Here is a 26502-nt window from a genome sequence, read left to right as displayed (position 1 = left end):
GGAAACCCGCTTTCGCGAAGGCCTCAAATCGTCACTACGCTCGCACGTCAAGCCATGCCTCGTCCCATCAAAGCCTATATTCATCCCGGTGCAGTAAGACACAACCTTGAGTTCGTCCGAGGGAAAGCTCCTAGGTCTCGCGTCTGGGCGGTGGTGAAGGCGAACGCATACGGGCACGGAATCGAACGCATCTTTCCCGCTCTTGCCTCTGCAGATGGCATCGCCTTACTCGACCTTGACGAAGCGGTTCGTGTCCGCCAACTGGGGTGGAAGAAGCCAGTGCTGCTACTTGAGGGCGTCTTCGCAGCGAGCGACGTGCAGATGGCAGACGAACTCGCCTTAACGGTCGCCGTTCATTGCGACGAACAGCGCCAACTGATTGTCGCGACTAAGCCGAAACAACCTATAGACGTCTATCTCAAGATGAACTCGGGGATGAACCGACTCGGGTTCACTCCTGAAAGTTTCCGTGCTGCCTGGGAGCGGTCGAACACGTCAGCCGGCATCGGTGATATCACGCTCATGAGTCACTTTGCCGGCGCCGACGAGGGTAGCATCGACTGGCAACTTGAACAGTTTGATGAGGCGACTCGCGACATTCCCGGTCCGCGCAGTCTTTCGAATTCGGCGGCAGCACTCTGGCACTCACGCGCTCATCGCGACTGGGTGCGGCCGGGAATCGTGCTATATGGCGGCTCTCCTTCTGGTCTGGCAAAAGACATCAATGACGCTCCCCTACGTCCATCGATGACGCTGCGTAGTGAACTCATCGGCGTTCGGACTATCCGCGCCGGTGAAACCGTTGGATACGCTCGCACCTATCAAGCAGATTCCGACATGCGAATCGGTGTAGTCGCGTGTGGCTATGCAGACGGATATCCGCGCCACGCGCCGACCGGCACACCTATTGCCGTCGACGGCGTCATGACGCGTACCGTCGGTCGCGTGTCGATGGACATGCTCACTGTCGACCTCACACCGTGCCCGAACGCAGGTATCGGTTCTACGGTTGAGCTTTGGGGCGAACACGTGAAAATTGATGACGTCGCCTCATCGTCGGGCACGATTGGATACGAGTTGATGTGTGCGCTGGCACCTCGCGTTCCGGTGAGCGTGACTGCTTAAACACGAATCGAGGAAAACGAACCAATTCGCGTCCTTCTGGCCCGATTCTACAGCGGGAGACGACAACCCGCGGCACTACTGCCGCTTCTTGGATTTGTGGCTGCCAACGACCTATAAACTTTGAGCTATCAAAGAGACACCGATTTCCCCAATCTCAGGACAATCGTTCGAACTCCTCTGTCATTCTCCTACGGACGCCATCGAGCCTCCCTCGCTATGTTTGCAGTGAAGCCGCGTAACCTGAGCCTTTCCGAAAAAGAGGACTCGTCACACGCGCGCGGAATCGAGCCGCATTCGAGAGCCGTCGGCCTGAGGATTGTTTTAAAGTATTTTTCCGTTTTTTCGGTGCTGTGCAGCATGGCGCCGGTAGCCCGACGGGCCAATCCGCAAGACTTTGCAGATCGGCTCGACCCCGAAGGTGTCGCGATGCTGATCGATGAAGGCCCTCAGGATTTCAGGCGGCGGTCGAGCTCCGCCTGAGCGAAAAACGCACTCGCCAATTTCAGAATCTCGTTGGCGCGGCGCAGTTCCTTGACTTCGCGCTCCAGTGCCTTAAGACGGTCGCGTTCCGACGTGCTGACGCCCTCGCGCTCGCGGCTATCGACTTCATCTCGTTTGACCCACCCCAGCAACGTCTGGCTCGTGCAGCCGATTTTGGGGGCGATGGATTCGATCGCCGCCCACTGTGACGGATACTCACCCCGATGCTCTTGCACCATGCGCACTGCACGGTCCCGGACTTCAGCAGAAAACTTGTTCGATTTGTTCATGGCTCCATTTTCTCAAGAGTTGAAGCCTCCACCAAATCCGGGGCGGTTCAAACGTGGTGGCGCATGCTCGCAATGTAGCGGTTGCATCGCCTAAAGGCTCGCCCGTCAGCGCAGATGCAATGACCGGACTGAGCCCATCAAAACCAGAAACCAGACGTCCTCAAGCTGCACTGCACAATCGATGTATCGCTCGTTGTCTTCAAAAGCGCTTCATTGTTCGTACCTCAAAGTTTTGGTCACCGCCTCAGCTTACTAGCTAGCCGATAAGCATGACCCAACCTGCGGGCAACGCTCGATCGTTAAAGGACAAAGGGTGAGTAAGAATTAACAGATCGGCTTGTCGCAGTCGCTGCCTAGTTTCGGTCCGCTGACTGCCAGTTACATAGATAGCTGATGATGAGGTCTGGGACATGTTCGAGTCGGGATTTAACTCGCTCGTCGGACGCCAAATCTACGCCGAGTACGTAGCTGAGCGTGTACCTATTCGAGATGAAGTAAGATCCCAACCCAGAGATTGAAACGTATAGATCAACCCAGTCAGCGTCGGGCCGGAAGACGCCCTGCGCTTTCCCTCGCTCCAAGATTTCGGCAAGGGCACTTTTTAGTGGGTTGAACATGTCTAAGATCACTTTTGACTTGCGGATGTGTCGCGCCTTGTTCAGGTTTTCGGTCGCCAACAGCAGTACAAAATTCGGCTCTTCAATGAAGTGCTGGATTGTATGCGTGACGAGCGCGCGCATGTCGTCCGCAGGGCTCTCTCCTTTCAAACCTAACTCATTCTGTCGATCTCGCATGGCCGCATAGGCGCGCTCCATCACTTCAATGAACAGCGCCTCCTTGCTGTCGAAGTAGTGATAGATCAGATTCTTGCTGATCTTGCAGCGTTCCACGATCGCATCGACACGTGCGCCGTCGAATCCCTTCGCAGCGAACTCCTTGGTTGCGACCACGAGGATCTTTTCTCGTGTCGCGGCGGCGTCCCGAACTTTCGTTCTCTTCGCCGTTTTGACAGCAGTTTGCGCAGATTCCATCTGAACGACTCTCACTGATATGTCCGCTCCATGATAGCCGGTTTGCTAACCAAAAGGTTAGTAATGTCTGACAGGCAAACTGGACACGCAGTTCCGCTATAGGGTTTTCCATGGCGTGACAAAAGCGTTACCACTGCTTATCTTACTGACTAGTTAGTTAGATATGCGCGACGTTTGCGACGTAACGCTTCGCAGATCGTTCGCGGTCTGGCCATATTCATTGGAGGAAAATGCGCATGGAGCAAGCCGTCAACAGCCTTGGCGTTCGCGTGGGTTGCGACATCGGAGGCACTTTCACCGACATCGTGATGGCGATGCCGGATGGCCGTTTGTTTGTTAACAAGACGTCGACGACCCCGCACAATCTCGGCGAAGCCATTACAAGCGGGCTGCAGCGTCTGATCGAGCAGTCGGGCATTGCACCGCAGGACATCACGGAAATCGTGCACGGCACGACGACCGCCTCGAACACGATCCTTCAGAAAGTGGGCGCGCGAGCTGGCCTGCTGACGACCGAGGGTTTTCGCGACGTGCTCGAAATCGGTCGTATCCGGACGCCGACGATGTTCGACCTGAGTTGGCAGAAACCCGAGCCCTTGGTCACGAGACGGTATCGACGCGGCGTACGCGAACGGATCGATGCGCAAGGCAACGTGATCGCGCCGCTCGACATAGAGGAAGTCCTGACGATAGCGAGCGAGCTGGTCGACGAAGGCGTGGAAGCCATTGCCATTTGCTTCCTGAATAGCTACATCAACCCGGCGCATGAGCGGATGGCCAAGGAAGCGCTGGAGCGCGCCTTCCCTCATCTGCTTGTAACGGTGTCCTGTGAGGTGCTGCCCGAAATCAAGGAATACGAGCGCACGAGCACGACCGTGGTCAATGCGTACATCCTGCCTGCGATGCGAACGTATCTGCGTCGCCTTCGACGCGATCTTAGCGAAATGGGCGTTCGCGCGTCGTTGCAAGTGATGGCGTCCAATGGCGGGATGATGGGCGTGGGCAGCGCCAGCGAAAAGCCGGTGTTTGCGGTCGCGTCGGGGCCTGCGGGCGGCGTCGCGGGGGCCGCGCGCATCGGCGCTCAGACGGGTGGCCACGATCTCATCGTTTTCGACATGGGCGGCACGACCGCGAAGGCGTCCATCATTACCGATGGCACGCCGTCGCTTACCAACGAATATGAATTCCGCGACGGCATCAGCGCGCCGAGCCGCTTCGTCAAGGGCGGAGGATACGTACTGAAGGTTCCGGCGATCGACATCGCGGAAGTCGGCGCAGGCGGCGGCTCGCTCGCCTGGATCGACGCCGGCAATCTGCTTTGCGTCGGCCCCGAGTCTGCGGGCGCCGACCCGGGTCCGGCCTGCTATGGACGCGGAAACGAGCGTCCAACCGTCACCGATGCGAACATGGTCCTCGGTTATCTTAATCAGGTAGCGTTGGCGGGAGGAAGTCTGCTTGTCGATCCGGCGCGTTCGAGAAAAGCCGTCGACGAACATATCGGCGCACCGCTAGGACTGGACAGCATCGCCGCCGCGCACGGCATCCGGCACGTCGCCAACGTCAGCATGGCGCGCGCGCTTCGCGCGGTGACGGTTGAACGCGGGCGCGATCCTCGAGACATGACGATGATCGCGTTCGGCGGCGGCGGTCCGCTGCACGCTGTCGACGTGGCCCGTCTTCTCGGCATACGTCAGGTGATCGCGCCGGTCATGGCAGGCGTGTTCTGTTCCGCCGGCATGTTGTGCGCGGACGCGGAACACAACTTCGTGAAGGCAATCCTTCGGCCGCTCGTGGACTGCGACCTGTCGGAGTTGAGCGCGGTCATCGACATCTTGAAAGAACAGGGCCTGAGGATCCTTGCCGAAGAAGGTTATCCGGAGGCAACGGTGGATACGGCCGTGAGTTTCGACCTGCGATATCTCGGTCAAAGCTCCGAGCTGACGATTCCGCTTGCCGAGTCCCTAAGCGCGGGTGCGCTCGACGCGAGTGTCTTGGCGCAAGTCGTAGATGATTTCGGCGCCGCTTATCAGCAGACGTTCGGATACAGCAACGAGGAACCGCTTGAACTGGTGAACGTGCGCCTCTCCGCCTACGGGCGCAGCGAAAACCGCATGAACTTCGACGCCATTCGCGTCGATTCGAGCGCGCTTCGCGGCGTGACCGGCACGCGCGAAGTCAGCTTCTCACGCGATGAAGCGCCTGTCGAGACGCGGCTAGTCGCGCGAGGCTCCATTGACGAAACCGTGCTGCATGGGCCGCTGATCATCGAATCCTATGACACGACGATCGTCGTTCCGCCTCACACAACCGTTCATGCCGACCGCGTCGGCAACATCATCATCGATCTTCTCGATCTGCCCAAGGAGCGCGCATGACTATCGAATTCGATCCCGTCACCTTCGCGGTGGTCAAGAACGCGATGGATTCCATCGTTGATGAAGTGGCGTACACGGTGATCCGCACCGCGCGCTCCGAGATCGTGAAGGACGTCATGGACTACTCCGCCGCCATCTGCGACCGTCACGGCCAGATGATCGCGCAGGCAAAGACCATCGCGCTTCATCTCGGCGCGATTCCCGAGGCCATGGCAGCGGTGCAGGACAGGTACGGCAGCGATATGAAGCCCGGTGATGCCGTGGTCGTGAACGATCCCTATCAGGGCGGCATGCATCTTCCAGACATCTTCATGTTCGTGCCGTTTTTTTACAGGGATCAGCTGGAAGGATATTGTGTGGTCATTTGTCATCACACCGATGTCGGCGGCCGCGTGCCGGGTTCGAATGCAAGCGACTCGACGGAAATCTATCAGGAAGGCCTGCGTATCCCCGTTCTGAAGCTTTACGAAGCAGGTCAAGTGAACGACACGCTGTCGCGCATCATTGCGCAGAACGTGCGCGTGCCGGATCGCGTGCTCGGGGACCTGAAGGCGCAATACGCGGCGAACCAGGTGGGCGTGCGCGAACTGACGGCCCTCTTCGACCGCTATGGACGCGACGCCGCGCGCATGTATCTCGGCGAGCTTCTCGATTACGCGGAACGCCTAACGCGCGCCGAAATCCGCAACTGGCCGAAGGGCACGTTCCATTTCAAGGACTATATCGACGACGACGGCCTGTCTCCCGATCCAATTCCGATTCAGGTCGCGCTGACCGTACACGACGATCACGTGACCGCCGACTACACCGGATCGTCGCCGCAAGTGCGCGCGGCCATCAACTCGACGCTGTCGTACACCAAGTCGTGTACGTATCTGAGCGTGCGTTGCGCGCTCAAGGGCGATGTGCCGAACAACGCGGGCGTCTTCAGATGTATCGACGTCAGAGTGCCGGAGGGCTCGGTGCTCAATCCCATTTCGCCCGCGGCCGTCGCGGCCCGCGCACTCACGGGTTATCGCGTGTTCGACGCGATGCTCGGCGCGCTCGCGCAAGTCGTGTCCGACCGGATTCCCGCCGCTGGCGAGGGCGGGAACACGGTGGTGTGTCTGTCTGGCAAGAGCGATGCCGGTAAGCCCTACATCATCGTCGACATGATCTGTGGCGCGTGGGGCGGCCGTCCGGCGAGCGACGGAATCGAAGCCATCACGAATGCGTCGCAGAACCTCTCGAACACGCCTGTCGAAACGATGGAATCACAGCATCCGGTTCGCGTGGAAGCGTATGAGTTGGTCGAGGATTCGTGCGGCGCGGGCGAGTATCGCGGCGGCCTCGGCATTCGACGCAGCTATCGCGTGCTCGCGCCCGACACGTTGTTGCAATTGCGCGCCGACCGGATGAAGTTCGCGCCATACGGTCTCGCGGGCGGCAAGCCGGCGAGGACCGCGCAGAATCTGCTGGAGCATGACAGTTCCGTCACGGAACTGGCGAGCAAGGTCGGCATCACCGTCGACCGCGACGATCTCGTGACGCACGTTCAGCCGGGCGGCGGCGGATTCGGCGATCCGCTCGCGCGCGATCTCGATCGGATCCGCAAGGACGTGTGGGACCACAAGCTGAGCGCAGAGTATGTGCGCGAGCATTATCTGGCTGTCGTGGATCCGCATAACGGCGAAATCGATATCGATGCCACCGCTGCGTTGCGCGGAGATCGCGTCGCGCGGGCCGCCTGATACACGTCGCTTTCGGCGACAAGGCACACCAATCGCAAGATCATCAAAACAGTGAGGACGTTGCAATGTGTATATCCGTGTTTGCGCGGATGCGCCGAGCGTTGATCGGAGCGCTCGTCGCGTCCCTGCTATGCGCCGGCGCGCCCGCGCGTGCGGCCGATCAGAAGCTCGTGGTGCGAATGGACTTTTCGGCATGGGGCATGCATGCGGCCATGCATCTTGCCAAGCAGAAAGGCTGGTTCGCGCAAGAGGGACTCGACGTCGTGATCCAGGACGGCACCGGCACGATCAACACCTTGCAACTGCTGGCCGCGGGACAAGTCGACGTGGGACAGGTACAGCTCGGCACGATGGCGGTTGCCAAGGAGCGCGGCCTGAATCTGATTTCGATTGCCGGCTTTGCAAGGAAAGGAGACCTTGCGGTACTCGTTGACGAGAAGCTTCCTTTGAAGTCGGCTCGCGATCTCGCCGGCAAGAAGCTGGCTTGTTTTACGACGAGCCCGTGGGTGCCGTTCATCGATCCGTTCTTCAATGCCAACAACATCACCAAAAGCAATGCGGACGTCGTCATGGTGTCGCCTTCCGCGATGCTCTCAACCTACGCATCGGGCAACAGTGATGGTTTCATGGCGCAGGCGCCCTTCGGTGAACCGATGGTCCAGAAGGTTCGACCGGCGAAGTCGTTCTTGTTGTCGGACAGCGGCTTCGAGTTTCCTAGCTACGGACTGGTGACGACGCCTTCACGATTGTCCGATAAGGAAGGCGCGATCAGAAAGCTGGTTCAGATCGAAGTGCGGGCGTGGAAGTACATCTACGAAGGCCATCAGAATGAGGCGGTCGCGGCGATTCAGGCGCAGCGCCCGAATGCTCGGCTCGACGCGAAGATTCTCACGGATCAGATCAACGCTTACAAGCCGTTCTTCGCCAGCCCGACGCAGCCGAATCTGCCGATCGGAATGCAAGCCGATAGCGACTGGAATGTCGCCATCAGATCGATGGAGAAAATCGGTTTGCTCAAGCCCGGCCACAAGCCGTCCGACTACTACACCAACGCGCTCGTCGCGAACTGAAACTGGAGGCGACATGTCAGACTTTCTCAGTCTCGGAGACATCAACAAGGTCTATCGCTCGAAGCGCGATCCCGTGTATGCCTTGAAGGACGTGACGCTGGAGATTCCAGAGGGCGAGTTTGTGAGCATCGTGGGTCCAAGCGGATGCGGCAAAAGCACGCTGCTCAAATGCGTGGCTGGCCTCGAGTCGATCTCAAGCGGCCGTCTGACTTTACAAGGCACTCAGATCGACGGACCGCCCGAGAATATGGGTATGGTTTTCCAACGCGACCTGTTGCTCGACTGGCGCACAATTCTCGACAATGTTCTGATCGCGGCAGAATTCCACGGGCTCGAACGAAAGGCTTTCGAGGAACGGGCGCGCTCGGTACTGAATCTATTCGGGCTGAGTTCGTTCGCCAACCGGTTCCCTTGGGAGTTGTCCGGTGGCATGCGTCAGCGCGCCGCAATCTGCCGTGCCTTGCTGGTCGATCCGAAGCTACTGTTGATGGACGAGCCCTTCGGCGCCCTCGACCCTTTCACTCGCGATGAGCTGAATGTGGAATTGCAACGCACGTGGCTCAACACGGGTAAGACCGTGCTGTTCATCACGCATTCCATTTCGGAAGCCGTCTACCTCGGAGATCGTGTAGTCGTGATGTCGCGCAATCCTGGCAGCATCGCTGCCGTCATTCCCATCGAACTGGAACGGCCGCGCAGTCTGGCAATCCGAGAAACCGCAGCGTTCGCCGGTTATGTTGCGCAAATCAACCAGATCTTCCGCGATCTCGGCATCTACAAGGGGTGATGGAATGAAACATGTCTATAAACAGGTCGCACATAGCAAGCATGCCTTGATCGCCGCCATTCTTATCATTGCGGTGTGGGAACTCGCCGTACGGACGCTCGGCATTCGCGAATTCCTTTTACCGATGCCGAGCCGAATCGTCGAAACATTTCTTAGCCAGCCAGGCTATCTGCTTCGGGAAAGCCTCGATACGCTCGTGACCACACTCGGCGGATTCGCGGCCGCAGTCATTCTCGGCGTGGCCGCAGCCATTGGTATCGTCTCGTCGAAGCTTCTCGAACGCACGCTGTACGCGCTCATCGTTGCGATGAACGCCGTGCCGAAAGTCGCGCTGGCGCCTCTATTCGTGATCTGGATGGGAACCGGGTCTGCCCCGAAGATCACCATCGCGATGCTGATCGCAATCTTCCCAATTCTGATCGACACGGTGCTCGGGCTCAAATCAATCGACCCGGAAATGCTCAACATGGCGCGGGCGAATCAGGCGCCGCGTGGTCAGGTACTCTGGAAGATCCGTTTCCCTAACGCGTTGCCCAGCATCTTCGCCGGAATGAAAGTAGGCGTGTCGTTCGCGCTCGTCGGCACGATCGTCGGCGAGTTCGTCGCGGGCGAAGCCGGCCTCGGCCATGTGATCCTCGTCGCTCAGGGCAGCTTCGACACGCCCACCGTGTTCGTGGCGCTCGTGCTTCTCGGCGTACTGGGGGTGCTGCTGTTCAAGACCCTCGAGCTTGCTGAAGCATCGATGATTCCGTGGCATGCGTCGCACCGCCATGCGGCAACAGAAAAAGCTCTGTCCATGAATGCGGACGAAGCACGCTTTTCTGTCGCCAACGCCAAGCAATAACCGCGTGATAGCGAAAAACCGCTTGCGACGCGCGTTGCAAGCATCGATTTGAGCCCGCGACCGGTCGCATCCCTTCTCTTCTGCAGACTGTGAAACAGCGCAGCCCATTAAGTGATGCCCATAATATTCAGCCTCGGCGCGACCATAGAGTCATTGAGTTGCTAGGAAGTAAAGAGCATGCACTGGGAAGTGGGACCGCCTTCGACGTTCAACGTTGATACTGGCGGGGCTGCTCGCCTGGTTACACCGTCCATAACGCATACATCGCTTCTGAAGCCAAGGCGCCGCACTTAGCGCACCAGACTGCATTACGCCGGCCTTACAGCACCCGCCGATGGGTTAGAACACGAACTGGTTGTAGCATGCGCCGAGAATCGCGCCGTGAAACGCCAGGTCCGCAGGCACGTATTCGGCTTGGCCCGCGACTGCGTCCTCCATGGCCTCGAATGCGCGACGCACTGCGGCCCGATCGTCGGGCGTCGCGCGCTTCGCCGCGAGCTTTGCGGCGTTCGACTCGATAATCATGCGCAGTTCCATCAGGTCGTTGATCAGATCGGCATCGACCGTTCCGGCGCGCGCGCCAAGTGATGACGTCGGGTTGAGAAGTTACGGCAACATGACACTGCGGAAAATGCCGGCGACTCAAGGGCGTCTGGTTTTGCTGGGCGCCGGACCCGAGTCCGTCCCCGTGCCAACGGGCTACTTCGTTGGCGGTGAGCGCAGCCTGCTCGGGTCGATTACCGGTTCGCCTTTCGACACGGCGCGTGCTTTGAACTTTAGCGTTCTCGCCGACGTTCGCCCGATGATCGAGGTCATGCCGCTGGAGCAGGCAGCAGACGCGTATCAGCGCATGCGCTCGGGCGATGTCAAGTTTCGCATGGTCCTGACGATGCAGCGCTTGGGCAGCTGACGCCCACTACTGCGGCCGGCTTTGAGGTTGAGCCCTGGTTGCGGCAAGCAGCACACCGACGCCAGCGCCATCGGCACAAACGTCATGCGCCGCACCGAATCCCACCCGTATGCCGTTAAAAGACTGCCCGACAGAAATGAGCCTAACGCCATCGTGCCGAACACGAGAAAGTCGTTGAAGGACTGAACCTTGGCCTTCTCTTCGGGGCGGTGAGATTCGAGAACGAGCGCAGATGCGCCATGAAACCGAAATTCCAGCCCACGCCGAGAAGAATGAGCGTCAGCCAGAAGTGAGGTATATCGGTTCCGTGCAATCCCACTCCGGCGGACACGGCGATCAGCGCGAGTCCGGCCATGACAACGTTACGTGCGCCAAATCGAGAGATGAGTCGGCCAGTAACGAAGCCCGGTGCGTACATCGCAATGACGTGCCATTGAATGCCGAGGTTCGACGCGCTCTGCGGCAATCCGCATAGCTGCATGGCGAGAGGCGCCGCCGTCATGAGAAAGTTCATGAGCAGGTAGGACACGACCGCGCAAATGACGGCAACCAGAAACGAACGTTGACGCGCGATATCTTTGAGCGGCCGTCCTTTGGCGACGTCAACCGCCGAGGGCATCGGGATGTGGACGCCCATCAGCACCACGCCAGCGATTGCGGCAACCGCGGCCTGCGCCAGATACGTAGCAACGAACGTGTGAGGCGGCCAGACGTTCATCGTGAACGTCACCAGTTGTGGTCCGATCACACCGGCAAAAACGCCGCCCGCCATGACAAAAGATAGCGCGCGCGCTTTCTTCTCGGCCGGAACACAATCCGCCGCGGCGAATCTGAAAGAAAGCACGACAGCCGCATAGGCGCCGCCGAAGAACATCGCCGCACAAAAGAGCCAAAACGAGCTGATCGCAACCGCACCTGCGGCCATCAATCCGACCAGCACGCCACAGGCTGTCCCAAGCAGAAACGCCGTTCGCCGCCCATGTTTCTGCGCAATCGCGCCCGCCGGAAGCGACAGCGCCGCCATTCCGATCACGAATATGGTGATGGGAAGCGTTGCGAGCTCGCGGTTCGGTGCGAGCATGTTGCCGATAATCGCCCCGGTCGCATAGACGACCGTCGAATTCGCGCCTGCCAGCGCCTGCGCAATGGTCAACCGGGTTACGTTGCGCCGGGCGCTACCCATGTTCGATGCGGCAGTACCCGGATCGGGGCAGGCGGTATGATTTCTGTCACTTCGTCCCTGTTCTTCTGATCGTTAAGAAAGCGCCGTTCGCTCCAGAGCCGCCCTAGTCCGCGACCTTACGACCCGTAGGTACACCGAGCTCATGCGCCAGTTTCAGAAAGCCTTCGATGTACGCGATGTCTTCTTCACCCTTCCGAACGCCAACGTGAATGCACTTTCGAATGCCTTCCTGGCCGAGCCTGACAGTTTGAATCGGCAATCCCTCGCCCTCCTCGGCGACGAGCCAGTCGGGAAGAACGGCGACACCTCTGCCTGCCGCCACAAGCTGGAGCATGAGTTCCGTCTGCTCGGCGGTTCGATGGTATTTCGGCTTGCAGTGCGCGGGAACGAGAAAGCGAGTAAAGATGTCCAGCCGTTCCTTGCTGACCGGAACGGTGATGAGTTCCTCGTTCATCAGATCCTGCGGCATCGCGCAGTTGCGACTGGCGATCGGGTGTGAGCCGGGCACGACCAGCACGAGCTCGTAGTCGATGACCGGAGCGAACGTGATGTCCGGAACATCGATGGGATCGGGCGTGATGAGCAGGTCGATCTCGAACGCGAGGAGCGCTGCAACGCCATCGAAGCGAAATGCCGTACGCACATCGAAGTCCACATCGGGCCATGCGGCAAGGTAGTGCGGCGTCAAGCGCGTAAGCCATTTCTGGCACGGATGACATTCCATACCGATGCGAAGCGCCCCGCGACGGCCTTCCGCGAAATTGGTGAGCGTCCGTTCCGCATGTTCCATTTGCGGGATCACACGCTCCGCAAGGCTGAGCAGATACTCTCCGGCATGCGTGAATCGCAATCCACGACCGTTCTTCGTCCAGAGCTTGACGCCGTGTCGCTCTTCGAACTTGCGAACCATGTGCGACAGCGCCGACTGCGTCACGTTCAATCGCTCAGCCGCCGCAGTCACACTGCCTAGCCGATCGACTTCCATCACGATCGAAAGATACTGAAGGTCAAGCATCTCTGTTCCCCTCGGCCGTCAGGGCCGGTCATTACTATCGGAGCGTGCCTGCGTCAGCGCCTCCCGTGCGCGGCGCCGAGCGGCCGACCTTCCGCGTCAAGGCAAAAGCGAGTAACCCAAGGGCCGGTCCAGGCACGAGGAGCCACGATGCGTCGAGACCGATGCGCTCGAACAGCGCGGTTGTCGCCGCGATCGAAACCACTGTGACGGCGAAGCCAATCGAATTCTGGATAGCAAGCGCACTGCCTACCAGAACGGGTGGACACGCCTGGGCCGCGAGCGCCGAGAATTGCGGCGAATCCGCGACCACCGATGCACCCCAGACGGCCAAAAGAACGACAAGCGCTTCGGGTGAAAGATAACGCCAGCCGATCGCGAAGATAAGACAGCAAAGACCCGATATGGCGAGTGCGCCCGTAGCAACTTTAGCGCTACCCAAGCGCCGCGAGAGAACGCCGCCGATAAGCGATCCGATCGCCCCCGTGCCGATTACCGCAAACGACATGGCAGGAACGCCGAGCCCGGGAAAACGCGCCGTGAGTGAAGAGTGCGAGATGAGAAGCGGAACCATGGTCCAGAAGGTATAGAGCTCCCACATGTGACCAAAATACCCCAAAGTCGCGGCCCGGAATTCCCGAAGGCGAAAGGCATCGAGAACCGTGGGGCGTGACTCGGTCTTCAAGTTGCTCGTATTATTCGATCGAACTCGTACCGACGCATGTGGTCCGTCTCCGAGCGAGCCGATCACGACCGCGCCGGCGACCGCCAGGACCGAGGATGCAGAGATGATCAACTGCCAGGGAAACGCCGCTCCCATCACGCGCATCGCGTGCGGTAAAGCCGTACCCAGAACAAGCATTGCGACCAGTTGCGCCAGCGCCGGTCCCGTCCGATTGGGCGCCCAACTGACGATCAGCTTCATTCCCATCGGATAGATGCCTGCGAGGCAAATCCCTACGCCGAATCGAAAAGCTGCTCCACTTACAAGGCCCGTCGAAAGCCACGCAAAACCAAGATTGAAAACAGCGCCGGCAAGCGCGCTGTACACGAAAATCTTGCTGGCGTTGAACCGGTCAGCCGCACCGCTCAATGAGATGACGAGCGTGCCCAGAATGAATCCAAGCTGGACGGCATTCGTCAGCCAGCCGATATCGGCCGCACTCGCATGCCAGATTCGCATCAGATCCGCAGCGGTGCTGTTCGCGCTGAACCACAGCGCCGTGCCGAAGAGCTGTGCAATCGAGATCGCAGCAATGGGTCCAATGCCATCAACCAGCAGTCGCCGGAATCCCGTTGTCTTGATTGTTACGCTGGAGTTCATGTCGTTTTTACGTGCGCGGATACTTTCAAAAGCCGCTAAATCGCGCAATCAATCCGCAAGATTGCGCGAGTGTCGAGCGAGGGTTAAGAAGAGGTTGTTACCGTGACGCAATGTCAGCGAACGAAAGCTCGTTGAGCCAGCGCGTATCCCGAGGAGACGGACGACGATGCAAACGCTTGTTGAGTAGGTCGTGAGCCTTCTTCGACTCGCCGCTACGCATCAGCGCAACGACAAGCGTGTCCTCGACGATCTCGCGCTGCGCACCGCTTCCGCCGATCCGCACGACATCGTTCGCCACCGGTTGAAGAATGTTCGCTGCGAGGCTGAATTGCTCTTCGGCAAACGCGAGCGCGGCCCGGCAGATTTCCGGCACGACCGACCCCGCAGGCAACTTGCCTTCCTGAATGAGCTGGTTCAGCGCGTCAACTCGCTTTTCTACCGCGTCCTTATCCGAAGTCGCCGCAGCGACAAGCGCCATGTGAAAATCGGCGAACGGGAAACCCGCGTCCTTGAAGTACCCGGACGCGTAACGCGCCGCATCATCCCACATGCCTGCAGGGACCGCGTGACCATATGCCTGCATGCGCCACAAGAACGATGACGTGTCGCTCACGATGTTGACGGGCGTACCAAGTGACGACGACGGAGCGACGTGCTCGTTATAGATGCCGAGCGCGCGTTCAGTATCGCCGCGCTCCAGCGCGATCAGCGCGCCATGCCATGCGATGTGGCCATGCAGCACGCCGTTCTTCGGGTATTCAGGCAGCCATCCGGCGATGACCGTCTGGGCCTCGTCATTTGCGCCGGACTCGTGCAGGACGTGCGCGACCGCATGCACCGCATTCACGTTGTGGCGGCGTAATTCAAGCGAGCGCTCGGTGAGCGCACGTCCGAGCTTCACATCGCCGTTCTCGCCGTGTGCCCATCCGCGGTACGTGAGGAACCACCAATCGTCCGCGTCGAAATGGTGAGCATGGCGCTCGCACAGGTCCACGCGAGCCTGATCGTGATCGGCCATTCCCGAAAACGCCAGGAGGCCAAAGGCTCCGAGCGGCATCGAGAGAATGACGATGTCGCGCGGCCAATTGTCGGCGTGCGCGAGCGCGCTGGCGAGCGCCTTCTGACCCTGACCATGGATCGCGTATGAAAGCGTCTCGATGTGGCTGCGCTCACGCTCGGTTCCATTGATCGCAACCAACTCCGCCGCCTTCGCAATCTTGGCGCGCGCTTCGGTGAGCTGGGCGCTGACAGCATGCAGCCGCGCCCGGGCGGCGTGAGCGAGCGCGAAGTTCGGGTCGGCCGCAACCGCTTCATCGAACGCTTCGCCGGCGCCAGGCCACAGCGACAGAAGAAGGTCGACACCCGCACGATAGCGCTCGGCGGCGAGGTCGGAGTCTGTCGAAAGTGGAAGGTCGTAACGGTCGGAACGGGTCATGGCGCTGAAGACTCCAAAAATTCCTGAGCGATCAATGCCGGCAGCGTTGGAGCCGAAGCAGTGAAAGCCCAGTAAGAGAAATAATAATTAAATCAATTTACTGCGTGTCCGGCGCCTTGGAGGCCAGCCCGACGAGGACGGGTACATCGGCCGCGTGATTCATCTGATTCTCGGCGAGATTCGCCGGGTCTACCCGCTTCCGACGTCGCTTCCATGGCCGGAAGACGAGTCGCTCGCGAAGCTCTGCGAGGCGCACCACGCAGATCCCTCCGACCCGCGAGAGAGCCCGAAGTGTCAATCGCAGCGGCACAGGAGGAAGGCGATCCACCATGCTGATCCTCGTGAACCGCCCTTCCATCCAACGAGACGATTGAGTCGCGCCGCCTCAGACTAACTGGTCCTTAGCCTCACCAAGTCCGCCGCTCTCACTCGTTTGAGATGCACCCTTGCGAACGTAGAACCGGTACGCGACATAGACCACGGCAACCCAGACAGCGGACACAACCAGCGACATACGCATATCCGGCAGGATCGCGATGCCCACCAAGACCGCCCCAACGAACAGCAGCGCGATGTAGTTGCTGTAAGGATAAAACGGCATCGTGTACGAAAGCTGACTCACCTCTCCGTTGCGAATCTTCAGCTTACGGAAGCGCAGATGGCTGATCACAATCGATCCCCATGCGCAGACGAGTGCGAACACCGTCACCGACGAGAAGAGTTCGAACGCCTGCTCGGGCATGAAGTAGTTCAGCAGCACGCCGGCAAACATCGTCCCGAAGACCATCAAGATTGCCCGATGCGGCACCTTGCGTGAGTTCGTCACACCAAGGAATGCGGGTGCGTTCTTCTGGAGCGAGAGGTTGTAGAACGTGCGGCTGTTGGTGAACACGCTTGCATTGACTGCGGACAACACAGCCATGATCACCACCAGGTTCATGATGCTCGCCGCTGCCGGGATGCCAATTTTCGTGAACACCTGAACGAACGGGCTGCCCTTGGTCGTCAACGACGTCCACGGGAACACCATCAGAAGGACTGCCATTGCGCCGACGTAGAAAATAAGCAAGCGCCAGAACGTCGCGTTGATGGCCTTGGGCATTACCGTCTTGACGTCCTTGGTCTCGCCTGCTGCCAACCCGAGATTCTCCACGCCACCAAAGGAGAAAGCGACCATGACGATTGCCAGGAACGTTCCCCCTGCTCCCTTCGCAAAGAAGCCGCCGTGGTCTACGAGGTTGTGATAACCGATCGGCACGCCGTTGTTACCGATGCCGAACACGATCATCCCGGCGCCGAACGCAATCATCGCTACAATGGCAACCACCTTCACGAGGGCGAACCAGAACTCTGCCTCGCCGTATATCTTGACGCCGATGATATTGACGCAAAACATCAGCGACACGGCAGCGCCCGCCGTAACCCAGATCGGTATGTGTGGAAACCAGAAATGCACGTAATTACCTAACGCATTCAAATCCGCCGCGCTTGTTGCTAGCAAAAATATGAATGCGTTCCAGCCGTTCAGAAAACCCACGAACCGATGAATATACCGGTTTGAATACGAAATGTATGAACCCGATACCGGCTCTTCGACTGCCATCTCCCCAAGCGCACGCATGATGAAGTAGATGGCAATTGACGCCAGCAGGAAAACAAGAATAATGGCGGGCCCCGCTGTGCGGATTGCCCATGAAGAACCATAAAAAAGACCTGTCCCGATGGCGCCTCCAATAGCAATCATCTGGATGTGCCGGTTCTTGAGGTCTCTTTTGAGGTCCTCCTGCTCATAAGTTTGCGTCTGAATGTCACCGCTCATGTCGCCTCCATTGATGAGTTCGTTTTTGTTTTTCTTGAGTTAAGAAATTGGTAATTCCGACGCGCGTAGCCAACAGCGCGCAGCGTGACCTCGCATCGCTCTTAAGACCGTTCTGCCCCTCCTGTGCATAAATGTCTTTGGCTCCCTGACGCTTCCGCTTATTGTGGAAACGGGAGTCTGTTCTCTCGGCTCTTTGCTGCGCTCGATAGAAAAGACAAACAGCGTCCCTTGACGCGACGGCATATCCGTCGCGTTTGCGTGGTTTTTCAATTAGCGGCCCGAGTACCGCTTAAAGTTCGGCGAGGGCGTTCGTCAGACGGCGTATGGCCTCGTCGATCGTGGCACGTGGACATCCGAGATTTGCCCGCATGTATCCGTGACCTTCCAACCCGAACTTTTGCCCCTTGTCCAGCCACAGTCGGGCCTTGGTCAGCATGAAACTGTTCAGGGCATCCGGGTCCATTCCAAGCCCGCGACAGTCCATCCAGGACAAGTAAAGAGAATCCGCCGGGAGGACTTCAATCCTGGAGGTCATGCTGTGGACTGCATTACGGAAGTGCGCATGATTGTCGCGAAGGTAAGGCAGAAGTTCTTCCAGCCACGGCTCGCCATGTGCATACGCTGCCTCCGCCGCCACCATCCCGAGCGTGTTCACAGACTGGTACATGTTCCTGTCGAATTGCCGGCGCAGTTCATCCCTCAGGCGGCGATTCGGAACGAACAGGTTTGCACTCTGCAATCCAGGCAAGTTGAAGGTCTTGCTCGGCGCGGTGCACGTGATGCTGTTCTCAGCGAACTTGTCGCTGAGCGAAGCAAATGGTATGTGCTTCTTAAACGGATTGATGATGAGATCCTGGTGAATCTCGTCCGAAATTACTAACACCCCATGTCGCAAGCAGATGTCACCCATCGCCTGCAATTCGTCCTCGGTCCACACGTTACCAGTCGGGTTATGCGGATTGCTCAGAATGAAGAGCTTGGTATTCGGCTTGATGGCCGCCTCAAACGTTTTCTCGTTGAATCGATAGGACATCCCCGCGCGCTCCAGAGGCGCCAGCGCCAGCTGTCGTCCATTCAGAAGCACGTCGTCATGGAAGTGTGCGTAGACGGGAGGTTGAATCAGGACCGAGTCGCCAGGCGACGAGAAAGCCTGAATAGCGTTCTTGAGCGCAGTAATGATGCCGCTCGATTGGACCACCCATTCCGCGGACACGTCCCAGCCGAATCGCTTTGCCTGCCAACCGGTCACCGCTGCGACATAGCTATCCGTGGCGCCTCGCGAGTATCCGAAAACGCCGAACTCGACAGCTTCGTGAAGTGCGTCGACTACGGGTTGGGGTGTCCGGAAGTCCATATCCGCAACCCACATTGGCAACGGGTCCGCCGCACATTCCTCTGCGCTCAGCAGTCGTTCTCCGAACGCCCATTTCAGCGAGTTCGATTTCTTCCTGTCGGGCGCATCATCGAATATTGACTTGATCTTCCCAGCGGAGGCGCCGCTGCCCGTCATTTCACAGTGAACTTTCACGTTAGCTTCCATTTGCAATAGAACGGCACGCGAACGGCGTGACCTCGAATTGCAGCTAGAGTAGCAGCGTGAAATTCAGAGCAACAATGGTATCTTCTCACGGGGCAATGAGCGTAGCTCATGGATGTGGAAGCCCCGCCCCAAAGGGTTTCCTCGAAAATCAGACGGACAACGCGACGAGAAAGCGCGAGACCATGTTGTACGCGGCGACGGTCGCGACTGCTTCGACCGTCTGCGATTCGCCGAAGAAGCCCTTGAGCGCTTCGAGCACTTCAGCCTCGACCTTGACGGAGCGAGTCGATTGATCGGCTAGCCGCAGCAAGGCACGCTCCGCTTCGCTGAACGCGGCGCCGTCGACTTCCGGCGTCTTGATGGCATCAGCTTTGGATTGCGTGCCGCCCGCCGCCAGATACGCCGGATAGTGCACGGTCCATTCGAATTCTGCGTCGTTGAGCACCGCAACACGAAGCATGATGAGTTCGCGATACTCGAGCTCGAGACTAAAGTCCGCGCGGACTCGCCGCAGCAACTCGTTCCATCCGGTCGCAAGAGGGAAGCTCTTGAGCAGCACGCGGTCGATGCCGATAAGTTCGCCGCCCGGTCGGCGGCCCTTCATTGCGGCGAGGAGTTCTTCGGGCGCTGCATCGCCATCTTTCCACGGGGTTACTCGCACAGTGTTGCTCATAGATTTTTCTCGAGAGGAGGGAATTCGAACACGGGACTCGCGTGTCATCGCCTCCATTCTTGAGTTCGCAACGGCGTCGCACAATTGCTATATTCTTTTACGCCGACAAAGAAAATCTTTCATGAAAGCACCTATTTTCCTCAACGCGTTGCGGGCCTTCGAGGCAAGCGCCCGGCATCAGAGCTTCTCCTCGGCTGCGTCCGAGTTGAACGTAACGCCCGCGGCAGTTGGACAACTCGTTCGTTCGCTGGAAGAGTGGTTGGGCGCACCGTTGTTTTCATCGCGGAACGAGTGGTCGCTCCCGGTTGGTTCTCACCGAAAGCGCCGAACGCGCTCTTCCGGATATCCGTGCCGGTTTCGATCGCTTATCCAATGGGCTTAGCCGGTTGCAGGAGGCGTCACGAGGCGGCGTCCTTACCGTTGCGGTAAGCCCCGCGTTTGCCGCCAAGTGGCTACTTCCTCGAATCGACCGCTTTCACGAGATCTGTCCCGAAACGGACGTACGTCTGGACACCAATCTTAAGCTCGTCGACTTCACCGCGCAGGGCATCGACATCGGCGTGCGATACGGTCGCGGCTCGTGGCCAGGGCTCGTCGCCGAGAAGCTGATGGAAGAGGAAATCTATCCCGTCTGCTCGCCGGCCTGGCTCAAGAGGAATGGAAAGATTGAGCGGCCAGATGACCTGGCCGGCAAGCCGCTCATTCATGACCTGTCTGTTGACGCGCATATTGGATTCACGTCGTGGGCCGACTGGCTCGAACGAGCGGGAGCGAAGAAAGTCGATGCAGCGCGTGGGATGCAGATCAACAATTCGGCCGCCGTATTGCAAGCCGCCATCGACGGTCATGGCGTTGCGTTGGCCCGAAGTGTCATGGCCAGGGACGACCTCACTGCGGGACGTTTGATCAAACTTCTTCCGAACATGACACATGCTGCCGAACTCGCCTACTTCATTGTTTATCGGAGCGAGTCGGCCTCGGTACCCAAGCACGTTGCTTTTCGCGAGTGGCTCATTCGTGAAGCTACATCAGGCTTTTGACCAAGCCGGCGTAACAGACGAGCCAGCGAATGGCTTATAGCCTTTGTGCCGCAAGAATTGCCGCCAGCAGTCCGCCCGTCAATATAACGCTGATAATGACGTAGAGCGCCGCGCTGAAATTTCCTGTCATGCTGATTGAAAATCCAATCAGGACTGGCGACAGCGCCCCGAACCCCACGGCAATACCATTCAGCGTGCCGGCTGCCGAAGAAATTGCCCGCTTCGGCACCAAACCCTGCAACAAGGTAAAGATAGCGGGAATTTGCATCGATGAAGCGCCTATACCGAAAGCGATAGTAATGGCGGCAACGTAATTATTTTCGACGGCGACCCCGGAATACACGCCTATGGCACACAGCAGAGCCGACACGACGATGATGGGCGCATTTCTTCCCGTCCGATCGATCAATACGCCGGAAATGATTTTAAAGAATAGTCCAATGATGAACGGCAACGACGACATCCAGCCCATCGTTTCCCAGGAGAATCCACGCTCATGGTTCAGATACGTGGGCAGCCAACTCAGCAGGCCCCAGGACAAGATCGAGTTCGTCGCAAGAATCAGCATGAGCAGCCAGAAGCGGTAGTTCAGTACGTACGATCCCGCTAACTTGCGGAACGAGCTTCCAGTGAGATAATTCTCGATTGACTCTGAATTGAGATCAGCTTCGATATGCTGTAGTTCGCGTTGATTAACGCGCTTATGTCCGCGAGGTGTGTCCGCAGTAAAAAACAGAAGCAACATCAGCGGAATGAGACTCAGCGCAAAAGACCAATGAAACGTTGCACGCCAGGAATACGTGACAACCAGATACGTGAAGATCGGCATGGCGACGGCTGGCGCCAGCGATTGTCCGATAATCCACGCAGTGTTGGCCCTGCCGCGTTCCTTTGGCGGGAACCAATTCTTGACGAACGTGTTTTGCATCGGGTAATAAAGACCCTCGCCAATTCCAAGCATGACGCGCGTCGCAATCAGAATGGCAAAGCTGCCTGCGATGCCACCTATGACAAGTGCGAGGCAGATGACGATATACGCTAATATCATCGCCTTGCGAGGGCCAAGAAAAGCGCCGAGCGGACTCAACACGACATTAGCGGTCCCGTAAGCGATCAAAAACGAACTCATCAACAGTCCGATTTTCACCGGCTGCCCCGCAATTCCCATATCAGCGAGGAACTGCGCGTTCGCGGCGATAACCGCGACATTCACGCGATCCAGATACGCAATCGAAATCCCGATAAAAAGAATGAACAGGAGCAAAACACGTTGTCTCGACGGTTTTGTCTGGTCCAGAGCGCGCTCTTCTGCTCCGGTAATCTGTAGGTTCTGACTCATCGCTGTCTCCATTCCCGGCGATACGTGTCGATCGCCTAGGCGGTTTAGTAGTTTAGGTTACGAAAATTGGGTGTGGAAAACCAATAAAAGGTTACTCCGTACGCGCAGCAGCTGGTTGTAAAGCCGTACCGCTGAGCGAGAGACGCGCATTAGCGCTGCGCTTGAGATTCAAACCAGTGGCGCGCCAAGCGATCCCAAAATCGCGCGCCCAAATCCAGATTGTGGTCGTTGAAATCGTAGCCGGGGTTGTGTAAGCCCACTCCGGGCTTGTTGTCGGCGCCATTGCCAATCCAGCCGTAGGCACCCGGTACCTCTTCCAACATGAAGCCGAAATCTTCGGCCGTCAGCGCAGGCAGGACGTCGGTATGTGCGTTGTCGTCGCCGACCATTTCGCGCATGACGTCCCCCATGAACACCGCTTCTTTCTGCTGATTCACCGTGCTGGGGTAGCCGCCCGACTTTATGACGACTTCGGCGGTTGCGAAGTGCGCTTCGGCAACATGGCTCGAAATCCGATGCAGTCCGTCAATCAGGAACTGCTGAGATTCGTTTGTCAGCGTGCGGCATGTGCCAAGAATGCGTGCCTCGTCCGGAACGATGTTGGGCGATGTGCCGGCGTCGATTTTGCCCACGGTCAGTACGACAGAGTCCAGCGGGTCCGTGCCGCGCGACACGAGCGTTTGCAACTGGGAAACAATGAAGCACGCCACGGGGATCGGGTCGATCGTCGTGTGCGGTAGTGCTGCATGTCCGCCCTTGCCCCGCACGATGATCTCGAACATTCTTGCGGCCGCCATGATCGGGCCGACACGCACGCCCATTTGGCCCTGCGCGAGTGCAGGCCAGTTGTGCAGCGCGAAGACCGCCTGACACGGAAACCGGTCGAATAATCCGTCGTCCATCATGGCGCGTGCGCCAGCGCCCCCCTCCTCGGCGGGCTGAAAAATCAAATGCACAGTCCCATCGAAGTCGCGATTGGCTGTCAGCAACTCAGCCGCCCCGAGCAACATGGTGGTATGTCCGTCATGTCCGCATGCATGCATGCGACCATCATGTTTGCTTGCATGCTCGAAGCGATTGCGCTCCTGCAGCGGCAACGCATCCATATCGGCGCGGATGCCCACGGCGGGACCCGGATTAGCACCGCTGCGTCCCTTACCGTGGATGCTGGCCACCATACCCGTCACGCCCAGGCCACGAACAACTGGAACATCCAGCGCGGCAAGGTAGGCGACGATCTTTTCGGACGTCCGGTTTTCCTCATACCTGAGTTCAGGGTGCATGTGCAGATCGCGACGAAACGCGATCAGGCGATTGACGTTCAGTGTGGCTTCTTGGTCGAGGAACATACGGACATCCGCGAGGATTCAATAAAAGGGATAGCGCCTAGCGCGTCGACAACTCGATCAAAGCGTAGATGCCGGATGATGCAGCCCGCCTGTGCCCTTGCGTATCGAGTTCACACGGATTGTAGGAACTGTCTCCCATACCGTAAAATAGCGTTTCGATATCCAATCGATGCCGGAAAGGTATAGCCATGGATCTGCGCCAACTGCGCTACTTCTGTGCTGTGGCCAAGCATGGAAGCATTAGCATCGCGGCTCAGGCGGTGCACATCGCGCAGCCGGCCCTGACGCGCCAAATCCAGGCGCTCGAAGATGAAATGGGCACACGCCTATTCGAGCGAACGACTCGCGGCGTGAAATTGACCGATGCCGGTAGCCAGTTGCTGGCAGACGCAAGCAAATTGCTCGACGATGCCGCTGCAGCGAAAGAGCGAGCGCAACGTGCTGGCCGCGGAGAGTCTGGGCATCTGTCTATCGCGCTGCCAGTAATGCAGAACCTCGCGCCGACCATCGCGGAAGTTTTAAAGAAGTATCGGCGTGAAGTTCCAGGCGTGGGGATCACGCTGCACCACCTGCTTTCCGAGGCTCAGCTCGAGCAAATCGCGGATGGCCGGTTAGACGCCGGTTTTTTGCTGTTCCGGCCACTCGACGATGCATCGTTCGACGGAATCCCTGTCTTTTCCGAGCGAATGCTACTGGCGTATCCGGCGGAATGGACCTGGCCGAAAGGCCGAAAGCCGAAAGTCCTCAGAGATCTTCAGGATCTCGATTTCGTCTGGTTGCCGCGCTCGGCCGCGCCTGCATGGCACGACAGGTTGATTCACTGCTTTTTCAATGCTGGATTTATTCCGCGCACTGCCGTGCATGGTGTGGATGCGGCCTCCATGCTAACGCTGGTAGCTGCAGGCATGGGTTGCACGATACTGCCGGAAGGGGCACGCAGCCGTGCCCCCGCGACGATTGCCTTCATGACCCTGTCGGACCTGACCATCCGTCAAGACTGGGAACTGGTGTGGCGCAGCGACCGATGCTCCTCCGTGCTCCAACGCTTTATCGATGTCGTGTCGTCTGCCCGGGCCGGCTTGAAGCACCCCTTGTAGGGAATTCAACGAGGCTTGCAATAGCGCTACATGCCACCTACGCGACTTGCCAATTTATCCGGACAAGTGGCTCAACTTTTGGTAAGCGGCTCGCGACGTCTCGCGACGGCCATTCTCGACGGCTGAGCGAACCGGTTGGTAGTTTAGTTCCCGCTAAATAATTTGGTGGGAGCTAAAGTGGACGAGACATTGAATCGGATCGCGAAGGGCAAGCGACCAAACTTTCGGGTGGAGACCAAGCGGCACCTGGTCGAGCAGACCTTCGAAGCAGGAGCTTCGGTTTCGCTGGTTGCACGCCGTAACGACGTCAACACCAATTTGCTGTTCCGGTGGCGGCGTCAGTATCTGCAAGGCTTGTTCGGCGCGCCATGTCCAGAGCATGCGGCGGCGGCCTCGAAACCTGATGCCAGCTCGACGGTACTTCTTCCAGTGAGCGTTGTCGCGGAGCCTTCGGAGGCAACGCCCATGACCGACGATACCAACTCGCCGCCCGATAACGTCTGCGAGATCGAATTTGATCGCGCACGCGTTCGAATCTCCGGTGAGGTCTCGCCTGCGTTGCTGCGGCTGCTCATTCGGGAGCTTGCCCGATGATCGGCCTGCCCACGGGCACGCGTGTCTGGCTCGTTGCCGGCATCACCGACATGCGCTGCGGCTTCCAAGGGCTATCGGCGAAGGTGCAGACAGCGCTCAATGAGAATCCACTGGACGGTAACGTCTTCATCTTCCGCGGGCGCCGCGGCGATCTCGTGAAGGTGCTTTGGGCTACTGAGGACGGACTCTGGCTTCTCGCGAAACGGTTGGAGCGAGGGCGTTTCATCTGGCCACAGGCCGATGGCGGCAAGATCCATCTGACGAGCGCACAGTTGTCGATGTTGCTCGAGGGCATCGACTGGCGACAGCCACGACGCACCGCCGCACTCTCGATGTTGTAAACCGCGAGGAAGGCTCGTAAACTGCGACGCATGTCCGATCAAGCGCCGCTTCCCGATACTGTCGCTGAGCTCCGTGCCATGGTGCTCGCGCAACAGGCATCGCTGCTTGAGCACCAGGCATCGATTGCGAAGATGGTGGAGGAACTCGCCGCGCGAGATGACGAGATCGAGCGCCTGAAGGCGCAGATCGACAAGCTCAGGCGGATGCACTTCGGGCGCAAGTCCGAACAACTCGCGAAGCAAATCGACAAGCTCGAGGCGCAGCTGGAGGATCTGACGGCCGGCCGGGGTGCTGCCGAGGCGCGTAACCAGCGCGACAGGACACCGAATGCGCCGGCCACGCGAGAGCCGCTCCCGCCGCACCTGCCGCGCGAGGAGATGGTACTCGAGCCTGATCCGCTCTGCCCCAAGTGCGCGACGACCATGCAGCCGCTGGGCGAGGACGTCTCCGAACAGCTCGCGCGTGTAGCCGCCGCATTCAAGGTGATCCGCACGATCCGGCGCAAATTGCTTTGCCCCGGCTGTAGCCATATCGTACAACTGCCGATGCCGGGCCTGCCGATCGAGCGCAGCATCGCGCATCCAAGCCTGCTGGCCGATATCGCGGTATCGAAGTTCGCGGATCACCAACCCCTGTATCGCCAGTCGGAGATCGCGGCCCGCGACGGCGTGCCACTTGATCGCGCCAGCATGGGCCGCTGGGTCGGCCAGATCGTTGAACTCTGCATGGTGCTGGTCGAGGCGATCCAGCGCTACGTGCTGGCTGCCGGCAAGCTCCATGGCGACGACACGACGGTTCCCGTCCTCACGCCGGGCAACAAGCAGACGACAACCGGTCGATTCTGGGTCTATGTGCGCGACGATCGCCGCTCGGGCTCGACCGATCCTGCGGCAGTCTGGTTCTCGTACTCGTCGGACCGTAAGGGCGTTCATCCGCAAACCCACCTCGCCAACTTCAAGGGAATCCTGCAAGCGGATGCCTATGCCGGTTTCGATAAGCTGTACACGAGCGGCGATGTCCATGAAGCCGCGTGTTGGGATCAGTATCCCGAGAATGTTTTTATCTGGAGATAAGATACGATTTTCGGTAATTTGTAGTGCGATCTCCGGGGTT

19 protein-coding genes, 5 pseudogenes and 1 other annotated feature are annotated in these 26502 nt (G+C 58.8%); of the genes and pseudogenes, 12 read left to right on the top strand and 12 right to left on the bottom strand.

Annotation, left to right across the window (positions count from 1 at the left end; translation table 11 throughout):
* Nucleotides 1-54: 54 nt before the first annotated feature.
* Nucleotides 55-1125 carry an alanine racemase gene (gene alr, locus AWB74_RS29255; RefSeq protein ID WP_061150132.1) on the top strand — a complete coding sequence of 357 codons (1071 nt, stop codon included), beginning with the start codon at nt 55-57 and terminating at the stop codon, nt 1123-1125.
* Between the two features lie 342 nt (nt 1126-1467).
* Here the strand turns inward: alr and AWB74_RS29250 are convergent.
* Nucleotides 1468-1895, bottom strand: a pseudogene (locus AWB74_RS29250) (transposase); the annotation flags it as partial.
* Nucleotides 1501-1617: a sequence feature (AL1L pseudoknot), on the bottom strand. It overlaps the preceding pseudogene by 117 nt.
* 353 nt (nt 1896-2248) lie before the next feature.
* A complete protein-coding gene (locus tag AWB74_RS29245) occupies nt 2249-2926 on the bottom strand; it encodes a TetR/AcrR family transcriptional regulator (RefSeq protein ID WP_061150130.1) in 678 nt (225 codons plus the stop codon).
* Between the two features lie 236 nt (nt 2927-3162).
* Here AWB74_RS29245 and AWB74_RS29240 point away from each other — a divergent pair, with 236 nt between their 5' ends.
* The 5 genes from AWB74_RS29240 to AWB74_RS29220 all read left to right on the top strand — a co-directional run bounded on the left by AWB74_RS29240 (nt 3163) and on the right by AWB74_RS29220 (nt 9732).
* The gene (locus AWB74_RS29240) at nt 3163-5301 is read left to right on the top strand and encodes a hydantoinase/oxoprolinase family protein (protein ID WP_061150177.1); all 2139 of its coding nucleotides are present in this window, start codon (nt 3163-3165) and stop codon (nt 5299-5301) included.
* The gene (locus AWB74_RS29235; protein ID WP_061150129.1) at nt 5298-7031 is read left to right on the top strand and encodes a hydantoinase B/oxoprolinase family protein; all 1734 of its coding nucleotides are present in this window, start codon (nt 5298-5300) and stop codon (nt 7029-7031) included. The genes AWB74_RS29240 and AWB74_RS29235 overlap by 4 nt, the downstream gene beginning before the upstream one ends.
* A 101-nt stretch (nt 7032-7132) precedes the next feature.
* On the top strand, nt 7133-8101 hold the full coding sequence (locus AWB74_RS29230; RefSeq protein WP_235024716.1) for an ABC transporter substrate-binding protein: 969 nt from the start codon (nt 7133-7135) through the stop codon (nt 8099-8101).
* A gap of 13 nt (nt 8102-8114) precedes the next feature.
* Entirely contained in the window at nt 8115-8888 is a 774-nt protein-coding gene (locus AWB74_RS29225) for an ABC transporter ATP-binding protein (RefSeq protein ID WP_061150127.1), read from the top strand.
* On the top strand, nt 8836-9732 hold the full coding sequence (locus AWB74_RS29220) for an ABC transporter permease (RefSeq protein WP_235024715.1): 897 nt from the start codon (nt 8836-8838) through the stop codon (nt 9730-9732). Before AWB74_RS29225 ends, AWB74_RS29220 begins: the two co-directional genes overlap by 53 nt.
* Before the next feature lie 339 nt (nt 9733-10071).
* On the opposite strand, the gene AWB74_RS29215 is transcribed toward AWB74_RS29220, so the two are convergent.
* Nucleotides 10072-10257, bottom strand: coding sequence for an FCD domain-containing protein (locus AWB74_RS29215; protein ID WP_235024714.1), 186 nt, complete (start codon nt 10255-10257; stop codon nt 10072-10074).
* A gap of 112 nt (nt 10258-10369) precedes the next feature.
* Here AWB74_RS29215 and AWB74_RS29210 point away from each other — a divergent pair.
* A pseudogene (locus tag AWB74_RS29210) lies at nt 10370-10642 on the top strand (alcohol dehydrogenase); the annotation flags it as partial.
* Here the strand turns inward: AWB74_RS29210 and AWB74_RS29205 are convergent.
* From AWB74_RS29205 to AWB74_RS29170, 7 genes and pseudogenes are all read right to left on the bottom strand, one after another.
* A pseudogene (locus AWB74_RS29205) lies at nt 10576-11825 on the bottom strand (MFS transporter). The pseudogenes AWB74_RS29210 and AWB74_RS29205 sit on opposite strands and share 67 nt — an antisense overlap.
* A gap of 103 nt (nt 11826-11928) precedes the next feature.
* Nucleotides 11929-12840 (bottom strand): LysR family transcriptional regulator, encoded by a 912-nt coding sequence (locus tag AWB74_RS29200; protein WP_061150126.1) that lies wholly within the window; start codon nt 12838-12840, stop codon nt 11929-11931.
* Between the two features lie 34 nt (nt 12841-12874).
* On the bottom strand, nt 12875-14161 hold the full coding sequence (locus AWB74_RS29195; protein WP_061150125.1) for an MFS transporter: 1287 nt from the start codon (nt 14159-14161) through the stop codon (nt 12875-12877).
* A gap of 97 nt (nt 14162-14258) precedes the next feature.
* Nucleotides 14259-15596: a tetratricopeptide repeat protein gene (locus tag AWB74_RS29190; RefSeq protein WP_061150124.1), complete on the bottom strand. Its 1338-nt coding sequence runs from the start codon at nt 15594-15596 to the stop codon at nt 14259-14261.
* Between the two features lie 385 nt (nt 15597-15981).
* The gene (locus tag AWB74_RS29180; RefSeq protein WP_061150122.1) at nt 15982-17415 is read right to left on the bottom strand and encodes an amino acid permease; all 1434 of its coding nucleotides are present in this window, start codon (nt 17413-17415) and stop codon (nt 15982-15984) included.
* A gap of 289 nt (nt 17416-17704) precedes the next feature.
* Nucleotides 17705-18943, bottom strand: a complete 1239-nt coding sequence (locus tag AWB74_RS29175) for a MalY/PatB family protein (RefSeq protein WP_407642479.1) — start codon at nt 18941-18943, stop codon at nt 17705-17707.
* Nucleotides 18944-19103: 160 nt separating this feature from the next.
* Nucleotides 19104-19628, bottom strand: coding sequence for a carboxymuconolactone decarboxylase family protein (locus AWB74_RS29170; RefSeq protein ID WP_061150121.1), 525 nt, complete (start codon nt 19626-19628; stop codon nt 19104-19106).
* Between the two features lie 121 nt (nt 19629-19749).
* Between AWB74_RS29170 and gcvA the strand changes: the two are divergent.
* Nucleotides 19750-20668, top strand: a pseudogene (gene gcvA / locus AWB74_RS29165) (transcriptional regulator GcvA).
* Between the two features lie 34 nt (nt 20669-20702).
* On the opposite strand, the gene AWB74_RS29160 reads toward gcvA, so the two are convergent.
* Nucleotides 20703-22007: an MFS transporter gene (locus AWB74_RS29160; protein ID WP_061150175.1), complete on the bottom strand. Its 1305-nt coding sequence runs from the start codon at nt 22005-22007 to the stop codon at nt 20703-20705.
* 149 nt (nt 22008-22156) lie between these two features.
* Nucleotides 22157-23356: a M20 aminoacylase family protein gene (locus tag AWB74_RS29155; protein ID WP_061150120.1), complete on the bottom strand. Its 1200-nt coding sequence runs from the start codon at nt 23354-23356 to the stop codon at nt 22157-22159.
* Nucleotides 23357-23544: 188 nt separating this feature from the next.
* On the opposite strand from AWB74_RS29155, the gene AWB74_RS29150 reads away from it, so the two are divergent.
* From AWB74_RS29150 to tnpC, 4 genes and pseudogenes are all read left to right on the top strand, one after another.
* A complete protein-coding gene (locus tag AWB74_RS29150) occupies nt 23545-24453 on the top strand; it encodes a LysR family transcriptional regulator (protein WP_061150119.1) in 909 nt (302 codons plus the stop codon).
* Between the two features lie 177 nt (nt 24454-24630).
* On the top strand, nt 24631-25047 hold the full coding sequence (gene tnpA, locus AWB74_RS48235) for an IS66-like element accessory protein TnpA (RefSeq protein ID WP_407642478.1): 417 nt from the start codon (nt 24631-24633) through the stop codon (nt 25045-25047).
* Nucleotides 25044-25388, top strand: a complete 345-nt coding sequence (tnpB, locus tag AWB74_RS29140) for an IS66 family insertion sequence element accessory protein TnpB (RefSeq protein WP_061150117.1) — start codon at nt 25044-25046, stop codon at nt 25386-25388. The genes tnpA and tnpB overlap by 4 nt, the downstream gene beginning before the upstream one ends.
* 30 nt (nt 25389-25418) lie before the next feature.
* A pseudogene (gene tnpC, locus AWB74_RS29135) lies at nt 25419-26429 on the top strand (IS66 family transposase); the annotation flags it as partial.
* Nucleotides 26430-26502: the final 73 nt, after the last annotated feature.

Source organism: Caballeronia arvi, assembly GCF_001544695.2.
In the GTDB taxonomy this organism is placed as follows: Bacteria; Pseudomonadota; Gammaproteobacteria; order Burkholderiales; family Burkholderiaceae; genus Caballeronia; species Caballeronia arvi.
Note: the sequence above shows the minus strand (reverse complement) of the source record. Positions and strands in the feature narration are given on the sequence as shown.